Genomic DNA, 15,814 nt, shown 5'->3' with positions numbered 1-15,814 from the left:
ATATCATATGGGATATTCCCCAGTTCCGAGGTGGCCATGCCGGAAACCGTTTTCGAACCAGTGATAGGCCTTGAAATCCATGTGCAGTTAAACACCGCGACAAAACTGTTCTGCGGCTGCGCGGCGGACAGTGCCGCCGCGCCCAACACCAACATCTGCCCGGTCTGCACCGGCCAGCCGGGCTCGCTGCCCGTGCTCAACCGCAAAGCCGTGGAACTGGCGGTCAGGGCGGCCGCAGCGCTCGACTGCGAGATAAGCGAACGCTCCGTTTTTTCGCGCAAGAATTATTTTTATCCCGACTGCCCCCGCAATTACCAGATTTCGCAATACGACAAACCGCTCGCCCTGCGCGGGCGGATAAGAATAGAAACCGGGCCGGCGGAACATACGGCCGAAAAAATTATCGGCATCACGCGGGTGCATGTAGAGGACGACGCCGGGAAATCGCTCCACGCCATCGGCAGCGCGGAACTTGATTACACGCTGGTGGATTTCAACCGCGCGGGCGTGCCGCTTATCGAGATCGTGTCGGAACCGGACATGCGCTCGCCGGACGAAGCCTACAGCTACCTTGCAGCCCTCAAAAACGCGCTTGTGTGGTCCGGCGTATCCAGCTGCGACATGGAAAAAGGCGAACTGCGGGTGGACGTCAATCTGTCGCTCCGGCCAGCCGGACAGGAGCGGTTCGGCACGAAAGTGGAACTGAAAAACCTCAATTCGTTCAAGGCGGTAAAAGACGCCCTGCACCACGAAATAACACGGCAGGCCGCGGTGCTGAACTCGGGCGGGATCATCATGCAGGAAACACGGCTGTGGGACGAGAAAGCCGGGCAAACGGTGCTGATGCGGATCAAGGAAGACGCGCACGACTACCGCTATTTCCCCGAACCGGATCTGGTGCCGCTCGCGCCCGCACCCGGCTGGGTGGCGGAAATAAAGGCCGCTCTGCCGGAACTGCCGCAGGCCCGCAGGGCACGGTTTATCAGGGATTACGCGCTCGGGCCTTATGACGCGGGCGTGCTGCTGGGCGACCGCGCGACCGGCGATTATTTCGAGGCGGTTATGCGGGCCGGGAAACTGCCGGCAAAAACCGCCGCGAACTGGATCGGGACGAACATGCTGGCTAAACTCAATTCCGAAAAACTTACCGCCGCCGGGTCTAAAATCCGGCCCGAAGCGCTGGCGGAGCTGCTTGCGCTGATCGAAGCGGGCAGGATTTCCGCTACAACCGGCAAAGAGGTTTTCGAACGGATGTGGGCAACGGGCAAAGCCGCCGCCGACATAGTGGCGGAGAGCGGGCTGGCCCAGGTGTCGGACGACGGCGCGCTGCGCGACTGGGCAAAAGCGGCGATCGCGGCCAACCCCAAGGCGGTTGAGGATTTGAAATCAGGCAACGAAAAAGCGATCAGCGCGCTGGTGGGCTTCATAATGCGCCAGTCGAAAGGAAAGGCGAACCCCGGGCTCGCCAACAAAATCATCAGGGAACTGACTGGGCGGGCATAAGTTTTCCCCGGCTGCAGCGCAGCCGGGTTTAATCCGCGGTACGGGGATTAACAGCTTCAACTGGAGGTATTACCATGCATGAACACGAAGAATGCTGCGACGGACGCCACGATCATGAAATGAACGAACAGGCGCTCCGGGAGCAGATCGAGCAGGAGATTCTGAGCGAGCTTGAAGAGGAGTCCGACCCGGTCGGCTCGTGGCGCGACGCGTTTGAAGACGCTTATTACGAGCTTCAGGTTGAAGCGATGAAAGAGATTCTGCGCAAGAAATATAAAAACATCATCGGCAAAGGCGCGGAACTGATGGCCGATCACCTGATTGACGAAATCCATGACGAGGCCCGCCGCGCGGAAGCGGAAGAGCTGGTGCTCGATAAAATGGAAGCGCTGCTTGACGAAGACAAGAAGCATAAAAAATAAAAACTTGCCGCTCCCGCGAAAAGCCCCGGCTCCGGCCGGGGCTTTTTTACGCCTTGCGGCGCTATGGCGAACCCATTTGCAAAACCGGCCCGGACGGACACGGCCCGCCAGCAAAAACTATCTTCCCCGTCGCGAACGCCGCGCTTTCACCGGCACGAACCCGCCGCGCCGGCCTTTTCCGGGACGCAAGGTTCTACGGACCAGCGTAAAAAGCTATAATGTTTATATTCATACGCGCAGGCGGCCATTAATGGAACTTTCTTCACCGAAGTACGATATCTCGTTTCTCGCCAAGCTCAATCCCCGGCAGCGGGAAGCGGTGGAATGCAGCGGCGGCCCGACCCTCATCATAGCGGGCGCGGGCACCGGGAAAACCCGCACCATCACCTGCCGCATCGCCAAACTGATAGCGGACGGGGTGCCGCCCTGGCGCATTCTGGCGGTCACATTCACCAATAAAGCCGCGGGCGAGATGCGCGAGCGCGTGGAAAAACTGGTGCCGGGAGCCGGGTCGAAAGTGTGGATCTACACGTTCCATTCGTTCGGGGCGCGGCTGCTGCGCCAGCACGCGGAACGGCTCAACCTGCCCAGGGATTTTACGATTTACGACGATGACGACCAGAAAAAAATCATCCGCAACATCTTCGACGAGCTCGGCGACAAGACCGAGAAGAACAAAGCCGGCCTGTACTTAAACATCATCTCGCGCGCCAAGGACGACATGCTTGACGCGCAGTCCTACGCCATCCATTCGCAGACCTCCAATTCCTCATTCCGGCTGCCGGTGGCGGACATCTACCTGCGTTACGAAAAAAAACTGCGCGAAGCGGGCGCGCTGGATTTCGGCGACCTGCTGCTTAAAACAATGGAACTGCTGCGCGACAAACCCGATATCCGCGAGCATTACCAGGAATATTTCCGGCACATTCTGGTGGACGAATACCAGGACACCAACCGCACCCAGTATATCATCACCAAAACGCTCGCGCAGAAACACCGCAATCTGTGCGTGGTGGGCGACCCGGACCAGTCCATTTATTCATGGCGCGGCGCCGATATCCGCAACATTCTGGAATTCGAAGACGATTTTAAAGACACCCGCGTCATAGCGCTGGAACAGAATTACCGTTCCACCGCCAACATACTTAACGCAGCCGACACGCTCATCCGCAACAACACCAAACGCCGCGCGAAAACCCTTTACACCTCGAAAACAGGAGGCGACCCCGTAGTCGCGCAGGAAATGACCGACGAGCGGCACGAAGCGCGCTGGGTGGCCGACACCATTACACGGCTGGTGGGCGAGGAAGGCTTCAACTACCGGGACATGGCGGTTTTCTACCGCACGAACGCGCAGAGCCGTCTGTTTGAAGAATCGCTCCGGCGCGCCGCAATCTCCTACCGGCTGGTGGGCACGGTGCGGTTTTACGACCGCGCGGAAATAAAGGACGCGCTGTCCTACGCGCGGCTGCTGGTCAACCCCTACGACACCGTCTGCCTCCAGCGCGTTATCAACACTCCAGCGCGCGGGATCGGCAAGACCGCGCAGGACCGAGTGATGGCGTTCGCCAACGGGCGCGGCATCTCGTTTTACGAGGGCCTCAACGCCGCGCATGAAATAGAGCTTGCCCCGGCGGCCCGGCGCGGCATAAGCGATTTCTGCAATCTGCTCGGCCAGCTGCGGATGGAAATGAACAATACCGCGCCGTCGGCGATCATGGAACGGCTGCTGAGCCTGTCGGGCTACTGGGAAAGCGTGGAGTCGCAGCTGGACAAAGATCCCGCCGACACCAAGTCGCGCCTGGGCAACCTGTCGGAACTTGTAAACGCGGTAAAAGATTACGAGGAACGCGCGAAAGAAAACGCCACGCTGTCGGGTTTTCTGGAGGAAGTTTCCCTGACCGCGAGCGCCGACCAGAGTTCCGGCGAACAAAACGGCGTCACGCTGATGACGGTGCATCTGGCCAAGGGGCTGGAATTTCCCGCGGTGTTTCTGACGGGCCTTGAGGAAGGGCTTTTTCCGATCGGAGCGGGCAATACCAGCGAAGACGAAATGGAGGAGGAACGCCGCCTCTGTTATGTGGGCATGACGCGCGCGATGGAACAGCTTTACGTCACGCATACCGCCGCCCGAAAAGTGTTCGGCAGGCAGTACACCAATCTGCCGTCGCGGTTTCTGTTTGAAAGCAGGCTGATGACCAAATCGCGCTACCGCGACGAACAGGACGACCGGCCTGACACGGGGTTCCTGCCTCCGCCCCGGTCGCAGGCGCAGGCTCGGCCGTCGTCCGTTTCAGGCGGGCGGGTGCGGCATGCGGTGTTCGGCGCGGGACGGATTGTGGGCGAGTCCGGTTCCGGCGACAACAAAAAAATCACGGTCGTATTCGATTCCGGCAAGCGGCAGGTGTTCATGCTCCGCTACGCACCGTTGGAGATACTCTGATATGAAAGTCACACAGGCTGAAGTGGAAAAAATCGCGCGGCTGGCCATGCTGGAACTGACCCCGCAGGAACTTGCGCTTTACGGCGCGCAGTTTGAGCGGATACTGGAACTGGTCGGGCATCTCGACGCGGTGGACACCTCCGGCGTGCCCGAAACCGCGAACGTGCACGGCTTTGAAAACGTCCTGCGCCAGGACGAACTCCGGCCGTTCGCCAACGGCGCGGCCATTCTCGCCAACGCGCCCGAACGGGAATACAGCCTGTTCAAGGTAAAAAAGGTGATCGAATAATGAGAACCGCTTTTGAAACCGCCGAAGCAGTGCGCGCCGGAAAACTGGGCGCGGAAGAAAGCATAAACGAATCGCTCGCCGCGATAAAAGCGAAAAACGGGGAACTGAACGCGTTTCTGGAAGTGTTTGAAGAGGACGCGCTCACCCGCGCGCGGGAGCTGGACGCAAAAATCAAAGCCGGAAAACCGGCCGGAAAACTCGCGGGCGTGCCGGTCGCGATCAAAGACAATATCCTGTATGAAGGCCGGCTCTGCACCTGCGCTTCCAAAATCCTGCAGGGACACCGCGCGGTTTATTCCGCCGAAGCTGTGCGCCGCCTGCTCAGCGAAGACGCCGTAATCGTGGGCCGCACGAACATGGACGAGTTCGCGATGGGCTCGTCGGGCGAGAATTCGGCGTTCGGGCCGGTCCGCAACCCGCTGGATATTTCGCGCGTTCCGGGCGGCTCAAGCAGCGGCAGCGCGGCGGCCGTGGCGGCGGGCATGGTGCCCGTGGCGCTGGGGTCCGACACGGGCGGCTCGGTCCGCCAGCCGGGCGCGCTGTGCGGCGTGACCGCGCTCAAGCCGAGCTACGGCCGGGTATCGCGGCGGGGCCTGGTGGCGTTCGGCTCCAGCCTCGACCAGATCGGGCATTTTACCGCCGACGCGCGCGACAGCGCGCTGGTGCTTTCCGTAACCGCCGGGCACGACTCGGGCGACAGCACCTGCGTGGACAAACCGGTTCCCGCCTGGCACGAAACCATCGGAGCCGGCGTGCGGGGCCTCAAAATCGGCCTGCCGAAAGAATATTTTGTTGCCGGGATGGACCCGGAAACAGAAAAACTGGTGCGCGCCGCCGCGGCCAGGCTGGAAACCGCGGGAGCCCGGCTCGTGGACATAAGCCTGCCGCACACGAAATACGCGGTGCCGGTTTACTATATAATAGCGTCGAGCGAAGCATCGAGCAATCTGGCGCGGTTTGACGGCATGCGCTACGGCTTCGCCGCCGGAAAAACCGGCGCGTCCCTCAATTTAAAACAGGCTTACGAAAAATCGCGCGCCGCGTTCGGAGCGGAAGTCAAACGCCGCATCATGCTCGGCACCTACGCGCTCAGCTCCGGCTATTACGACGCGTATTACGCGAAAGCCCAGCGCGTGCGCACCCTCATAAAACGCGATTTCGACGCGGCATTTGAAAAAGTGGACGTCATTCTTACGCCCACCGTGCCCGCGCCGGCTTTTAAAATAGGTGAAAAAACGGACGATCCGGTTTCGATGTACCTGTCCGATATATTCACCATCCCGTGCAATCTGGCGGGCCTGCCGGGCCTGTCGGTTCCGTGCGGGAAAACGGCGGCGGGCCTGCCGGCCGGCGTGCAGTTTCTGGCCGCGCCGTTTAACGAGGCGGCTGTTTTCACGGCGGCGCAAGGGCTGAGGGCCGACGGCGCGGCCTGATTTTTCCGGAAATTTTTACGGAAAAGGAACTGGCTTAATGATTCGGAAAGAATTTTCAAGCGGAGGCGTGATTACCGACGGCGAGCGGGTTTGCGTTATTGTCATACGCAACATCCGCGGCGCGGAAATAGTTACGCTGCCAAAAGGCCATGTCGAACGCGGCGAAACGCCCCGCATGGCCGCACTGCGCGAGGCGGAGGAAGAAACCGGCTGCCGATGCGAAATTCTGCGCCCGGCAGGCCGGGTGCGCTACAGTTTCCAGACCGATAGCGGCGATTCAATCCGGAAAACAGTGCAGTGGTATCTGATGCGCCTGAAGGAAATTACCGGGCGCGCGCCGGATCCGGCGGAAATATCCGAGGTGCGTTGGCTGACATTTGACGAAGCTGAACGCACTGTGCGTTACCCCAGCGACCGCCGGCTCGTGAAACTGGCCCGCCAGTACCGCCAGCCAGGCTCCTTGTCCGCCAAACCAGCCTGTTAGCTTCTGCCGCGCGGCGTTTTGCACGCCGTCCGGTGCGCGCAGGCGGTTTGCACAACCTCCTAAAACTGTTCCCAGTGCAGCACCTCGGAAAGTTTGCGCTTGGGCGCATTGCCTTTCTCTGCGGCCACACCGATGCCCACCATGCTGACCAGCCTAAACCCGCCGGGCGCGCCGGCAAAACTCAGCACCGCGGGCGCGTAATCCTTTTTATCGCCCGCCACCCAGCAGGTGCCCAGACCCAGCGCGGTCGCGGCTATGAGGATATTCTGAGTGGCGGCGGCGCAGTCTTCGAGATAGTATTTTTCCTCGCGCGACAGCACCAGCACAACCGCTCCGCAATCCTTGAAAAACGGCGCGTTATTGGGACAGATGGCAGTCAGTTCGTCCAGCGCCGCCTGCGCGGTAACCACTACAAATTCCCACGGCTGGCGGTTGACGGCCGTTGCGGCGAGCCGGCCGCAATCCACGATGGTTTCCAGCTGTTCGCGCGGAATGGCAGCCTTTATGTACTTGCGCACGCTGTGCCGTCCGACAATCGCGTCAATCGCATCCATACGCACCTCCGCAAAGCAATTTATGTACAATATAGCATATCATTCGCGGCGGGGAAAACACAGTGACGGAAGCCGAAACAAGGGAAAGGATCGTTGAAACCGGCAGGCGGCTTCACGCCGCCGGGTTCGTCGCCGCCAATGACGGCAACATCAGCGCCCGCCTGCCCGGCGGTTTTGTGCTGGCAACCCCGACGGGTGTAAGCAAAGGGTTCATGCGCGCGTCGGAGCTGTGCGTTACCGACATGTCGGGCCGGCAGGTTTCCGGGCCGCTCAAACCGTCTTCGGAGCTGAAAATGCATCTTCTGATCTATTCGCTCCGGCCGGATATCGGGGCTATAGTGCACGCCCACCCGGTCACTGCGACGGGCTTTGCGGCGGCGGGGCTGAATCTGGACCAGCCGGTCATAGCGGAAACCGCCGTCACGCTTGGCCCTGTGGCGCTCGCTCCCTACGGCACTCCGGGCACAGACGAACTGGCTGACGCGCTGCGCCCGCTCGTGCCCGGCCATGACGCCGTTCTGCTCGCCAACCACGGAGCGGTAACATATGCGGCGGATCTCGAACGGGCGCTGTTTATGATGGAAAGCATGGAGCATTGCGCCAGGATAACGCTTGTCACCCGTCAGCTGGGCCGAACCAGCCCCATACCGCCGCGTCAGCTGGAAAAGCTGGCCGCCCTGCGCCGGGCGGGCGAACCGCTCCGGCAGGACGAAGAAGCCGTAATCTCAGCCGTAACCGCCGCGCTGGCGGAATTTAACCGCCGTTGCACCGGAGCATAATGTTTTCAAAAACCGAACTGGACAAATTCATAGAACTGCAGGCGCAGGACCGCCGGATCGCGCGCACGCTGGAACGGTTCGTTGAAATTCCCCGCGACATCGCCGCGCTGGAAACCGAATTCCGGCAGCGAACCGCCATATTCGAAAGCAAAAAAGCGCGGTATAAAAAACTGCTCGTCACCCGCAAGGAACTGGAAGGCGAACTGGCGGCGGCGGAAAAACTTATCGAAAAACACCAGCAGGAGCTGAACCTGATCAAATCGAACGACGCGTTCAAGGCGCTGCTCTCTGAAATAGAATTGCAGAAAACCAAAAAAAGCGATATCGAGACCGCCGTGTTGCAGTGCCTCGAAAGCATTGAAGCGGAAGAAAAAATACAGGAACCGATCCGCCTCGACCATGAGGAAGACGCGGAGCAGACAAAAAAAGCGATCGCCGCGCTTGCGGCGGAAAAGGACAACCTGTCGAAACTCACTGACGGGCTGAAAACAGCGCGCGAACTGTTCGCGCGCACGATAACCGACCGCGCGCTTTTCGAGAAATACGAGAACCTGCTGAAGCGGCGCGACGGAATCGCCCTGTCACTGGCAAAACGCAGGCCGAACGGCGTCATGATCTGCACGCAATGCAACATGACGCTTCTGCCGCATCAGGCCAATGAAGTGGAGTCCGGCGAGAAACCGGTTTTCTGCGAAAGCTGCACGCGGATATTGTACGCCGTCCGGGCGGAGCCGGAGCCGGCATGAAACTTCTGATCAATATAGACGGCGGCTGCCGGGGCAACCCGGGGCCCGGCTCGTCCGCCGTGGTCATAAAAGACGAAACAGGCCGGCTGCTGAAAGAAGAAGGCCGGTATCTGGGCCCGCTGACAACCAACAATAAAGCGGAATTCACGGCGCTGCACGTCGCGCTGGAGTGCGCGCGCGAACTGCGCGCGGACGAGCTGGACATCCGCTCCGATTCGCTGCTGCTGGTCAAACAGTACAGCGGCGAATTCCGCATAAAAAACCCGGACCTCGCGGCTCTGATGACTCAAATCCGCGCACTGGCAAAACATTTCGCGCGGGTAAGGCTTTCGCATGTGCGGCGCGAACTGAACCGCGAGGCTGACGCGCTGGCCAACCGTGTGCTGGACTCCGCCGAACGCGGCGAATCCGGCCCGGCAGTTCAGCCGGACACCGCGGCCGGCCGGCCCGGCGCCCCCGCGGCGGACAGGCAGGGCCGCGCAAATCCGCCTGCCGGCAATTGGAGCCCCAAGCCCGCCGCGCGCGGAAAAAAACACGCGGAAAAACCGGCTGACGCCGGCGGGCCGGAACAGCTGACACTATTTTGACAGCCGGCTCGCGCCCGCTTGAGCATCGGGAGCGGACGGGCGCAGAACGGACGATTTGGCGCGCGGCCGGGAAGCCGCCGTTCCGGGCGACCGGAGCGGAGGAACTTCCGGACTCCGCATGGCACAACGCCCGCCGAAAGGCGGGGACCGGCGGTTCAAGCCGCCGGGACGGAAAGCGCAACAGAAAACATACCGCCCGCAAGGGTAAGGGTGAAAAGGTGCGGCAAGAGCGCACCGCCGCGGCGGCAACGCCGCGGGCAGGGCAAGCCCCGTTGGGAGCAAGGCCAAAACTGCGCAGGGACCGCCTGTCCGTCCCCGCAAGGGGACAGCGCATAGTGGGCCGCATAGATTAATGGCTTCCCAGCCGCGTTTAATACCGCGGCGGACAGAATCCGGGGTACAGGCCGCGCGCCAGCAGTTATTACAGGGAGCGTTATGAAATCGTTACAGGCAGCAATACCGGAAATCCAGACGGCGAACACCGCGGAACAGATTCCGTGGAAAAAAGCCGTCGTCTGGATCACCGACGACGGCAAAACCAGAACCTACGAATGGCTCACCAGCGAACATATCCAGTACGTCAGCTGGGTCAACGGCAACGTTTCCATAATACCCAGAGACTCCTCGATACTCGACACTCATTTCAGCGGCATTGTCATTCAGGGCAAAATGGTTTTCGTGGGAAAAGAAATAACCGTGTCGTAACCGGCCCGCGCAGCAGGTTCGCGGCAAACGTTATTTTACGGCGGTTTTTACGGCCAGCCGGGCATTGCAGGCGGCGATATCCCTGACGGCGCAGTAAAATCCGTCCGGCGGTTCGGATCCGGCGGGCAACGCCTCGATATTTTGTCCGTTAAACCGGCACGGCGCGAGCCCGGCTTTCGCAAGCGGAGCAAGCGCCGCCGCGGCATCCGCTCCGTACCGCCCAAGCGCGCACCGCGCCAGCTCAAAACAGACCGCGTCAGTCCGCGCAAGCGTTTCGCCCGCCCCGGCAAACGCAAACGCCTCGTAGCCGTTAACGCTGACATTGACCAGCGCGATTTTATTTTCCAGCCTCCACAGCAGGCCGTCGAGCGTGTCGGCATCCGCCGGCTTTCCGCCGAACAGACAGACCCGGTTGAAACCGGCCGCCCGGAAATCGCTGATCCGCAGGAAGCCCTTCGCGCCCGCCGCGGCCGCCCGGACGGTAAAAACATTCTGGAATCCGTTTAACGCCACATTGTCGCGCAGATAGCCGTAGATTCTGGGGTGCGGCTCCACCGCCACGATTCTGCCTTCCGCCCGCACCAGCGAAGCGGCAATCAGACTGAGCGCGCCCGGCCCGGCCCCGATATCGGCAAACTGATCGCCGGGCCGCAAGTACGCGCGGGCAAACTCCGCGCCCGGCGGCTCATGACTTATGCCGGGTTGAGACTCTCCGCTCAAAAACACGGGCGCGGTTTTCAGCATATATCCGTTAAAACGCGCAATATGGCACGCGCCGAACCGGGCTAACGCCCGTTCGGCCAGTTCGCGAAAAAAACCGTAATCTTTCAGGCCGGCCGGCATAGATTCATAGATTGTATAGAATAAACGGCATGTTCCTCAAGAATCAATCGCACGGATGACGCTTAACGGATTGCGGGAGGGTTAAGACTATTCGCCATTGCCCGTTGATTCCGGCCGTTTTCAACGGAGTTCTTATTTGTATATAATTTTGATAACTGAAAATTTTCAGGAGATTCTATGGGTGATCTTTCCACCGCGCACAGTTCCGCTTTCCGGTTCAGACGTTTTCTCAATTGGTTTCCCCTCGGCATCAGCTACGCCCTCCTCTACATGGGCCGCTACAATTTAACGGTAAGCAAAAACGCGCTCGGCGATCTGATGAGCAAAGCCGCGTTCGGCGAAATCTTCGGGCTCGGCGCCACGGTTTACGCATTCGCATTCCTGATAAACGGCCCGCTGACCGATAAGATCGGCGGAAAAAAAAGCATGCTGATCGGCATGGGCGGCACGATACTGGCCAACCTGCTGATGGGCGGCTATCTCTATTCCATACTGAACGCCGCGGCCCGGCCCGACCCGGCGCGGCTGCAGCTTGTTTTCAGCGTGCTTTACGCGCTTAACATGTATTTCCAGAGTTACGGCGCGGTGGCGATCGTGAAAACAAACGCGCCGTGGTTTCATGTGCGCGAGCGTGGAACTTTCGGCGGGATTTTCGGAATCATGATTTCATCGGGCCTGTTCTTCGCGTTCGACGTCAACCAGCGTATTCTTGACCACGCCCCGACCGTTGCCGCCACCGGCGGACAGGCAGTCTGGTGGGTGTTTTTCGCGCCGGCCGCGCTGCTGGGCGTTTTCTGGGCGCTTAATTTCCTGTTCCTCTGCAACAAGCCCAGCGAGGCCGGCTTCAAGGACTTTGAGCTGGGCGACGCCTCAAGCGGCGAGGACGATGTCCAGCCACCCGTGCTGATTATCCTTAAACGCGTTCTTACAAACCCGGTAATCCTTACAATCGCGTTTGTGGAGATGTGCACCGGCATAACCCGCAACGGCATCATGCAGTGGTATCCGATTTTCGCCAAGGAAAACCTTGCGCGCGGCATAACCACCGGCTTTAAATACACGCTCGACAACTGGGGCCTGATCCAGATGATAGCGGGCGTGACCGGCGGGGTTTTCGCGGGCTGGGTGAGCGACCGGTTCTTTAATTCCCGCCGCGCGCCGTCCGCCGGACTGCTATATGTGACCATGACCGTCTGCACGGTGTTCATGCTGTTTTGCCTTGAAAACGGCTGGACGCTGTCGCTGCTCACGTTCCTCATGTCCATCTGCGTAATCGGCACGCACGGCATGCTCAGCGGCACCGCCACGATGGATTTCGGCGGCCGCAAGGGCGCCGGCACCGCGGTCGGGATCATAGACGGCTTTGTGTATCTCGGCACCGCGATACAGGCGTTCGCCATCGGCCACATCACCAGTTCGCCCGCGCTCGGCTGGAACTACTGGCCGCTGTTTATGCTCCCGTTCGGCATCATCGGCACTGTTCTGCTCACGCGGATCTGGCATGTGCTGCCCCAACCCGTCAAACGGGCGGCCCCGGAAGTGCAGGCCGTCAATACCGACGTGTAACACGACTTTTCCAAACAACAGAAATCCGCCCCCGCAGTTGCCTTCCGGGGGCGGATTTCAATTGTAAGTTCACTCCTGCCGCGACCTGCCGCTGCCAGCGCCTGCAACTTCGCATCCGAACCCGCCAGCCGGACTGGCCGCCATACGTTCATTCAACCGCGGTTCCTGCTTTTCCAAATAGGCGGGCAACACCGGTTCGGGTTCGCCCGCGGGCTACACAAGGCGGCGGAAAAGCCTTTTTTCAGTCAGGCACCGCTCAGCCTCACCCCTAGTATACACCCGCAAACACTAAAGTCAACCCCTGTTTTTCAAATCCTTCAAATTCAGCTTCACGCCGGCCGTGCGCTCTATTTTCACGCCCGGATCCCGCGCCCGGACATACCGCCCGGCAGCGGCGTCAAACCCAAGCCGCTCAAGCAGGAACCGCTTAAGCCCGGCAGTGTAAACCGGGCCGGAACTCCTGAACCCGTCCGAGTGGCCGCCGGACAGCTCGATAAAAGTTTTAGGCTCGCGCGCGGCCTCATAATTGCGCCGCGCCTGACTGAAAGGAACGACTTCGTCCTCGCGGCTGTGGAAAATCAGAAGCGGCATTTTTATCTCGGCTATACGCCTGAGCGTCGCGTAAGAATCGCCCAGCACCGGCCCTGCGGGAAGCCACGGCAGCGTTGCCCTGCCCATATCCGCCAGCGAAGTGAACGGGCTTTCCAGTATCAGCGCCGCCGCATTCACTTCCGTAGCCAGCGCGCAGGCGACCGCCGTGCCGAGCGATTCGCCGTACAGTATGATCCGGCCCGGCTCAATACCCATGCCCGCCAGCCGGTAATACATGGCGCGCGCGTCGGCGCGAAGCCCCGCTTCCGACGCTTTGCCCCGGCTCTGCCCGAACCCGCCGTAATCAAACATCAGCACGCCCAGCCCCATGTCATGCAGCAGGCGCGCCTTGCAAAGCCGCAATTCGCCTGAAATGTTGCCGGCGTTGCCGTGACAGTAAAGCACCGTCGGCCCGTCGGCCCGCGCGGCCGGCAGATACCAGCCGGAAACATGACGGCCTTTGAAATCGAGTTCCACGGGGGAATAGCGCAGACCGATTGTGTCGGGCGTGGTTTTTATGACGGTATCGAAATGATAGGTCATGCGGTACGCCAGCTGTCTCACCAGCAAATAGTACCCGCCCGCCAGAACCGCCGCGCCGGCAAACGACAGCAGCAGGCGGCGCAGGCGCGGATTATTTCCAGCCGTTCGCTTTTGCGTAGTCATCAATGCCTTCGTAAATGCCTCTGGCGATTTTTTTGATCACTTTCGGATTGTTGAGCTGCTTGCAGTCGTCGGCATTTGACATGAACCCGGTCTCGACCAGCACCGCCGGCGCGTAGGTCCCGCGCAGCACATAAAAAGCGGCCTGCTTCACGCCGCGGTTCTTGAGCGGCGTACGGATTCCGAGCCTTTTTACTATCATGCCCGACAGCCGCGCGCCCTCGTTCATGTACTCATTGCGCGCCATTGAATGCAAAAGCATTTCGGCGGGATCTTCGAGCGGCATTTTTTCGTCCGGCCGCAGAACGGAGTTTTCCTTCGCGGCAACCGCCGCCGCCAGAGGATCGGACGCGTTCTCCGACATGAAATAAACCTCGAACCCTTTCTCGCGCCTGTTGGAATTGGCGTTGGCGTGAAGCGAAACAAACAGATCGGCCTTGAACTCGTTGGCCATATCGCAGCGCTGCGGCAGCGAAATGTAATAATCGGAGGTGCGGGTCACCAGAATGTCGTAACCGCCGTCGTCCGCCAACAGCTGGGCCAGCTCCTTGGCGACACGCAGATTGAGCGATTTCTCCGGCAGGCCGTACCGCTTGCGCCCGCCGGGATCCTTGCCGCCGTGGCCCGGATCTATGACGATTCTCCTGCGCCCGGCGCGGTCGGGCGAAATAATGTCGGGAATCTGGAGCGTGTCTTCCGAAACAACCGCGACGCCGTAATCCTCCCCGCTGTCGCTTATGCCGCGAACCGTGGCTTCCGTCCGCCCGCCAGCATCCTCCTCACGCTCGTCACCGGTTTTCTTCGACACCTCGATCACCAGCGTATCCTGCTCGCGGCCAGCTTTCCAGACATCATCGTTCTCGGACAGGTAAATGTCAATCTGCACATTGCCGTTGGAACCGCTGACCGCCACGCTCTGCACGAACTCGTCGTTGAGGCGAACCTTCTCCTCCAGCTGCGCAAGCGCGTCGGCAATTACAATCTGCACATGCCGGGGCCCCTTCTCCACGGCGGAAAATTTCTCGACACCCTTAAGATCAAAACTCAGGCGCATCGAAGTGCCGTACGAGAAATAATCCACCTGGCTGACGTTATAGGGTTTTTCCACGTCCAGCGAATGCGCCGTTTCGTTATAGGATATCTCCCGCTCGATCGCCGGGCCGAAAGTGTCGCCGGTGATGAAATCAATCGGCAGGTAAGGTATGCCGTCCGACACGCGCAGCGCCGACGACATCTCGTAATCCCTGCCGTCAACGCGCACCTCCCGGCTGCCGGTTTTGAAAACCGCCGCAACCCGTTTTATCCGGCAGCTGAGCCCGCCGGACCTGGCGTTCCAGTAAACCGTGCCCTTAAGCAGCTGGCATACGGTTTTGGCCTGTACATGGAGGTTGCCGTCAATCTCCAGAGTGTCCACGCTGCCGGCGTATTTCCCGGCCACCGCGAACTGGATCTTGTCCCTGACCGTTCTGGCCGGGGCCGGACCGGCCAGCCCCGCCAGAACGCACATAAATGACACAGCAACGGAAATGAGTCTTTTCATCTTCACTACTCTCCAGTGTGTTACTCCAGCACTATCCGGTAATCTTCCCATGTCAATTGCGGATCCGACTGGATCTTTATGCCGCGGTGCACGTTCCGCTCGATCTGCTCCTGCCGGGAACGCATCGTTTCGGCCAGCATCGGATGCAGAACCAGCCGCATGTTCCCGCCCGGCCGGCCCAGCGTAAGATTGCGGATCTCGCGCTGTATTTTTATGCGCATGCTCTCCGAAGAAAGCACGCGCCCGGAACCGTGGCACTCGGGACATTCCTCTGTAAGCAGGCTTCCCGTGCTTTCGCGTTTGCGTTCGCGCGTCATTTCCACCAGCCCCAGCCGGGTGATCGGCAGAATGCGGATTTTCGCCCGGTCGCGCTTGACCGCGCGCGTCAGCGCTTCAACCACTTTGTTGCGGTTGGAGGCTTTTTTCATGTCAATAAAATCAATCACTATTATGCCGCCGATATTGCGCAGCCGCAGCTGGTGAGCCACTTCCGCCGCCGCTTCGATATTGGTCTGCGTGACCGTTTCCTCCTGCGATTTGTTGCCGGTAAACTTGCCGGTGTTCACATCAATGGCGCAGAGCGATTCCGCCTCCTGGATGATAATCGTGCCGCCATTGGGCAGTTCGAGCTTGACCCGGCGCAGGTTGTCTATATCCTTATCTATA

General features: G+C 60.2%; 16 protein-coding genes and 1 other RNA gene. 12 read left to right on the top strand and 5 right to left on the bottom strand.

What is annotated here, in order from left to right; translation table 11 throughout:
* Window positions 1-36: 36 nt before the first annotated feature.
* From gatB to PHW69_00060, 6 genes are all read left to right on the top strand, one after another.
* Window positions 37-1,503: an Asp-tRNA(Asn)/Glu-tRNA(Gln) amidotransferase subunit GatB gene (gatB, locus tag PHW69_00085; protein MDD4003588.1), complete on the top strand. Its 1,467-nt coding sequence runs from the start codon at window positions 37-39 to the stop codon at window positions 1,501-1,503.
* A gap of 74 nt (window positions 1,504-1,577) precedes the next feature.
* Window positions 1,578-1,925 (top strand): hypothetical protein, encoded by a 348-nt coding sequence (locus PHW69_00080; protein ID MDD4003587.1) that lies wholly within the window; start codon window positions 1,578-1,580, stop codon window positions 1,923-1,925.
* A 250-nt stretch (window positions 1,926-2,175) separates the two neighbouring features.
* On the top strand, window positions 2,176-4,368 hold the full coding sequence (locus PHW69_00075; protein ID MDD4003586.1) for a UvrD-helicase domain-containing protein: 2,193 nt from the start codon (window positions 2,176-2,178) through the stop codon (window positions 4,366-4,368).
* Between the two features lies 1 nt (window position 4,369).
* Window positions 4,370-4,657: an Asp-tRNA(Asn)/Glu-tRNA(Gln) amidotransferase subunit GatC gene (gene gatC, locus PHW69_00070; protein MDD4003585.1), complete on the top strand. Its 288-nt coding sequence runs from the start codon at window positions 4,370-4,372 to the stop codon at window positions 4,655-4,657.
* Window positions 4,657-6,090: an Asp-tRNA(Asn)/Glu-tRNA(Gln) amidotransferase subunit GatA gene (gene gatA / locus PHW69_00065; GenBank protein MDD4003584.1), complete on the top strand. Its 1,434-nt coding sequence runs from the start codon at window positions 4,657-4,659 to the stop codon at window positions 6,088-6,090. The genes gatC and gatA overlap by 1 nt, the downstream gene beginning before the upstream one ends.
* A 37-nt stretch (window positions 6,091-6,127) precedes the next feature.
* Window positions 6,128-6,574, top strand: a complete 447-nt coding sequence (locus tag PHW69_00060) for an NUDIX hydrolase (protein MDD4003583.1) — start codon at window positions 6,128-6,130, stop codon at window positions 6,572-6,574.
* 59 nt (window positions 6,575-6,633) lie between these two features.
* Here PHW69_00060 and PHW69_00055 read toward each other — a convergent pair whose 3' ends face one another.
* Complete coding sequence (locus tag PHW69_00055; protein MDD4003582.1) at window positions 6,634-7,128, bottom strand: nitroreductase family protein; 495 nt, start codon at window positions 7,126-7,128, stop codon at window positions 6,634-6,636.
* A 62-nt stretch (window positions 7,129-7,190) separates the two neighbouring features.
* Here PHW69_00055 and PHW69_00050 point away from each other — a divergent pair, with 62 nt between their 5' ends.
* From PHW69_00050 to PHW69_00030, 5 genes are all read left to right on the top strand, one after another.
* Complete coding sequence (locus PHW69_00050) at window positions 7,191-7,907, top strand: class II aldolase/adducin family protein (GenBank protein ID MDD4003581.1); 717 nt, start codon at window positions 7,191-7,193, stop codon at window positions 7,905-7,907.
* On the top strand, window positions 7,907-8,653 hold the full coding sequence (locus tag PHW69_00045) for a hypothetical protein (GenBank protein ID MDD4003580.1): 747 nt from the start codon (window positions 7,907-7,909) through the stop codon (window positions 8,651-8,653). Before PHW69_00050 ends, PHW69_00045 begins: the two co-directional genes overlap by 1 nt.
* Complete coding sequence (locus PHW69_00040) at window positions 8,650-9,240, top strand: ribonuclease HI family protein (GenBank protein ID MDD4003579.1); 591 nt, start codon at window positions 8,650-8,652, stop codon at window positions 9,238-9,240. Before PHW69_00045 ends, PHW69_00040 begins: the two co-directional genes overlap by 4 nt.
* Before the next feature lie 58 nt (window positions 9,241-9,298).
* Window positions 9,299-9,656, top strand: an RNA gene (gene rnpB / locus PHW69_00035) — RNase P RNA component class A.
* A 19-nt stretch (window positions 9,657-9,675) separates the two neighbouring features.
* Window positions 9,676-9,945: a hypothetical protein gene (locus PHW69_00030; GenBank protein MDD4003578.1), complete on the top strand. Its 270-nt coding sequence runs from the start codon at window positions 9,676-9,678 to the stop codon at window positions 9,943-9,945.
* Between the two features lie 30 nt (window positions 9,946-9,975).
* Here the strand turns inward: PHW69_00030 and PHW69_00025 are convergent, their stop codons facing one another.
* Window positions 9,976-10,788: an FkbM family methyltransferase gene (locus tag PHW69_00025; protein MDD4003577.1), complete on the bottom strand. Its 813-nt coding sequence runs from the start codon at window positions 10,786-10,788 to the stop codon at window positions 9,976-9,978.
* A 177-nt stretch (window positions 10,789-10,965) separates the two neighbouring features.
* Here PHW69_00025 and PHW69_00020 point away from each other — a divergent pair, with 177 nt between their 5' ends.
* A complete protein-coding gene (locus PHW69_00020; GenBank protein MDD4003576.1) occupies window positions 10,966-12,354 on the top strand; it encodes an MFS transporter in 1,389 nt (462 codons plus the stop codon).
* A 294-nt stretch (window positions 12,355-12,648) separates the two neighbouring features.
* On the opposite strand, the gene PHW69_00015 is transcribed toward PHW69_00020, so the two are convergent.
* From PHW69_00015 to PHW69_00005, 3 genes are all read right to left on the bottom strand, one after another.
* A complete protein-coding gene (locus tag PHW69_00015; GenBank protein MDD4003575.1) occupies window positions 12,649-13,611 on the bottom strand; it encodes an alpha/beta hydrolase in 963 nt (320 codons plus the stop codon).
* Window positions 13,580-15,148, bottom strand: coding sequence for an N-acetylmuramoyl-L-alanine amidase (locus PHW69_00010; GenBank protein ID MDD4003574.1), 1,569 nt, complete (start codon window positions 15,146-15,148; stop codon window positions 13,580-13,582). The genes PHW69_00015 and PHW69_00010 overlap by 32 nt, the downstream gene beginning before the upstream one ends.
* Window positions 15,149-15,168: 20 nt before the next feature.
* Window positions 15,169-15,814, bottom strand: a 646-nt coding sequence (locus PHW69_00005) for a ribonuclease E/G (protein MDD4003573.1), incomplete at its 5' end; no start/stop codon positions are given.

The sequence above is a fragment of the Elusimicrobiaceae bacterium genome, from assembly GCA_028700325.1.
Taxonomy (GTDB): domain Bacteria; phylum Elusimicrobiota; class Elusimicrobia; order Elusimicrobiales; family Elusimicrobiaceae; genus JAQVSV01.
This window is presented reverse-complemented; position numbering and strand designations above follow the sequence as displayed.

Excerpts from the sequence above, each read along its gene's own strand:
- PHW69_00080 (MDD4003587.1), top strand. The coding sequence starts at position 1,578 with ATGCATGAACACGAAGAATGCTGCGACGGACGCCACGATCATGAAATG.
- PHW69_00015 (MDD4003575.1), bottom strand. The coding sequence starts at position 13,611 with ATGACTACGCAAAAGCGAACGGCTGGAAATAATCCGCGCCTGCGCCGC.
- gatA (MDD4003584.1), top strand. The coding sequence starts at position 4,657 with ATGAGAACCGCTTTTGAAACCGCCGAAGCAGTGCGCGCCGGAAAACTG.
- PHW69_00075 (MDD4003586.1), top strand. The coding sequence starts at position 2,176 with ATGGAACTTTCTTCACCGAAGTACGATATCTCGTTTCTCGCCAAGCTC.
- gatC (MDD4003585.1), top strand. The coding sequence starts at position 4,370 with ATGAAAGTCACACAGGCTGAAGTGGAAAAAATCGCGCGGCTGGCCATG.
- PHW69_00030 (MDD4003578.1), top strand. The coding sequence starts at position 9,676 with ATGAAATCGTTACAGGCAGCAATACCGGAAATCCAGACGGCGAACACC.
- gatB (MDD4003588.1), top strand. The coding sequence starts at position 37 with ATGCCGGAAACCGTTTTCGAACCAGTGATAGGCCTTGAAATCCATGTG.
- PHW69_00025 (MDD4003577.1), bottom strand. The coding sequence starts at position 10,788 with ATGCCGGCCGGCCTGAAAGATTACGGTTTTTTTCGCGAACTGGCCGAA.
- PHW69_00020 (MDD4003576.1), top strand. The coding sequence starts at position 10,966 with ATGGGTGATCTTTCCACCGCGCACAGTTCCGCTTTCCGGTTCAGACGT.
- PHW69_00055 (MDD4003582.1), bottom strand. The coding sequence starts at position 7,128 with ATGGATGCGATTGACGCGATTGTCGGACGGCACAGCGTGCGCAAGTAC.
- PHW69_00040 (MDD4003579.1), top strand. The coding sequence starts at position 8,650 with ATGAAACTTCTGATCAATATAGACGGCGGCTGCCGGGGCAACCCGGGG.
- PHW69_00045 (MDD4003580.1), top strand. The coding sequence starts at position 7,907 with ATGTTTTCAAAAACCGAACTGGACAAATTCATAGAACTGCAGGCGCAG.
- PHW69_00010 (MDD4003574.1), bottom strand. The coding sequence starts at position 15,148 with ATGAAAAGACTCATTTCCGTTGCTGTGTCATTTATGTGCGTTCTGGCG.
- PHW69_00060 (MDD4003583.1), top strand. The coding sequence starts at position 6,128 with ATGATTCGGAAAGAATTTTCAAGCGGAGGCGTGATTACCGACGGCGAG.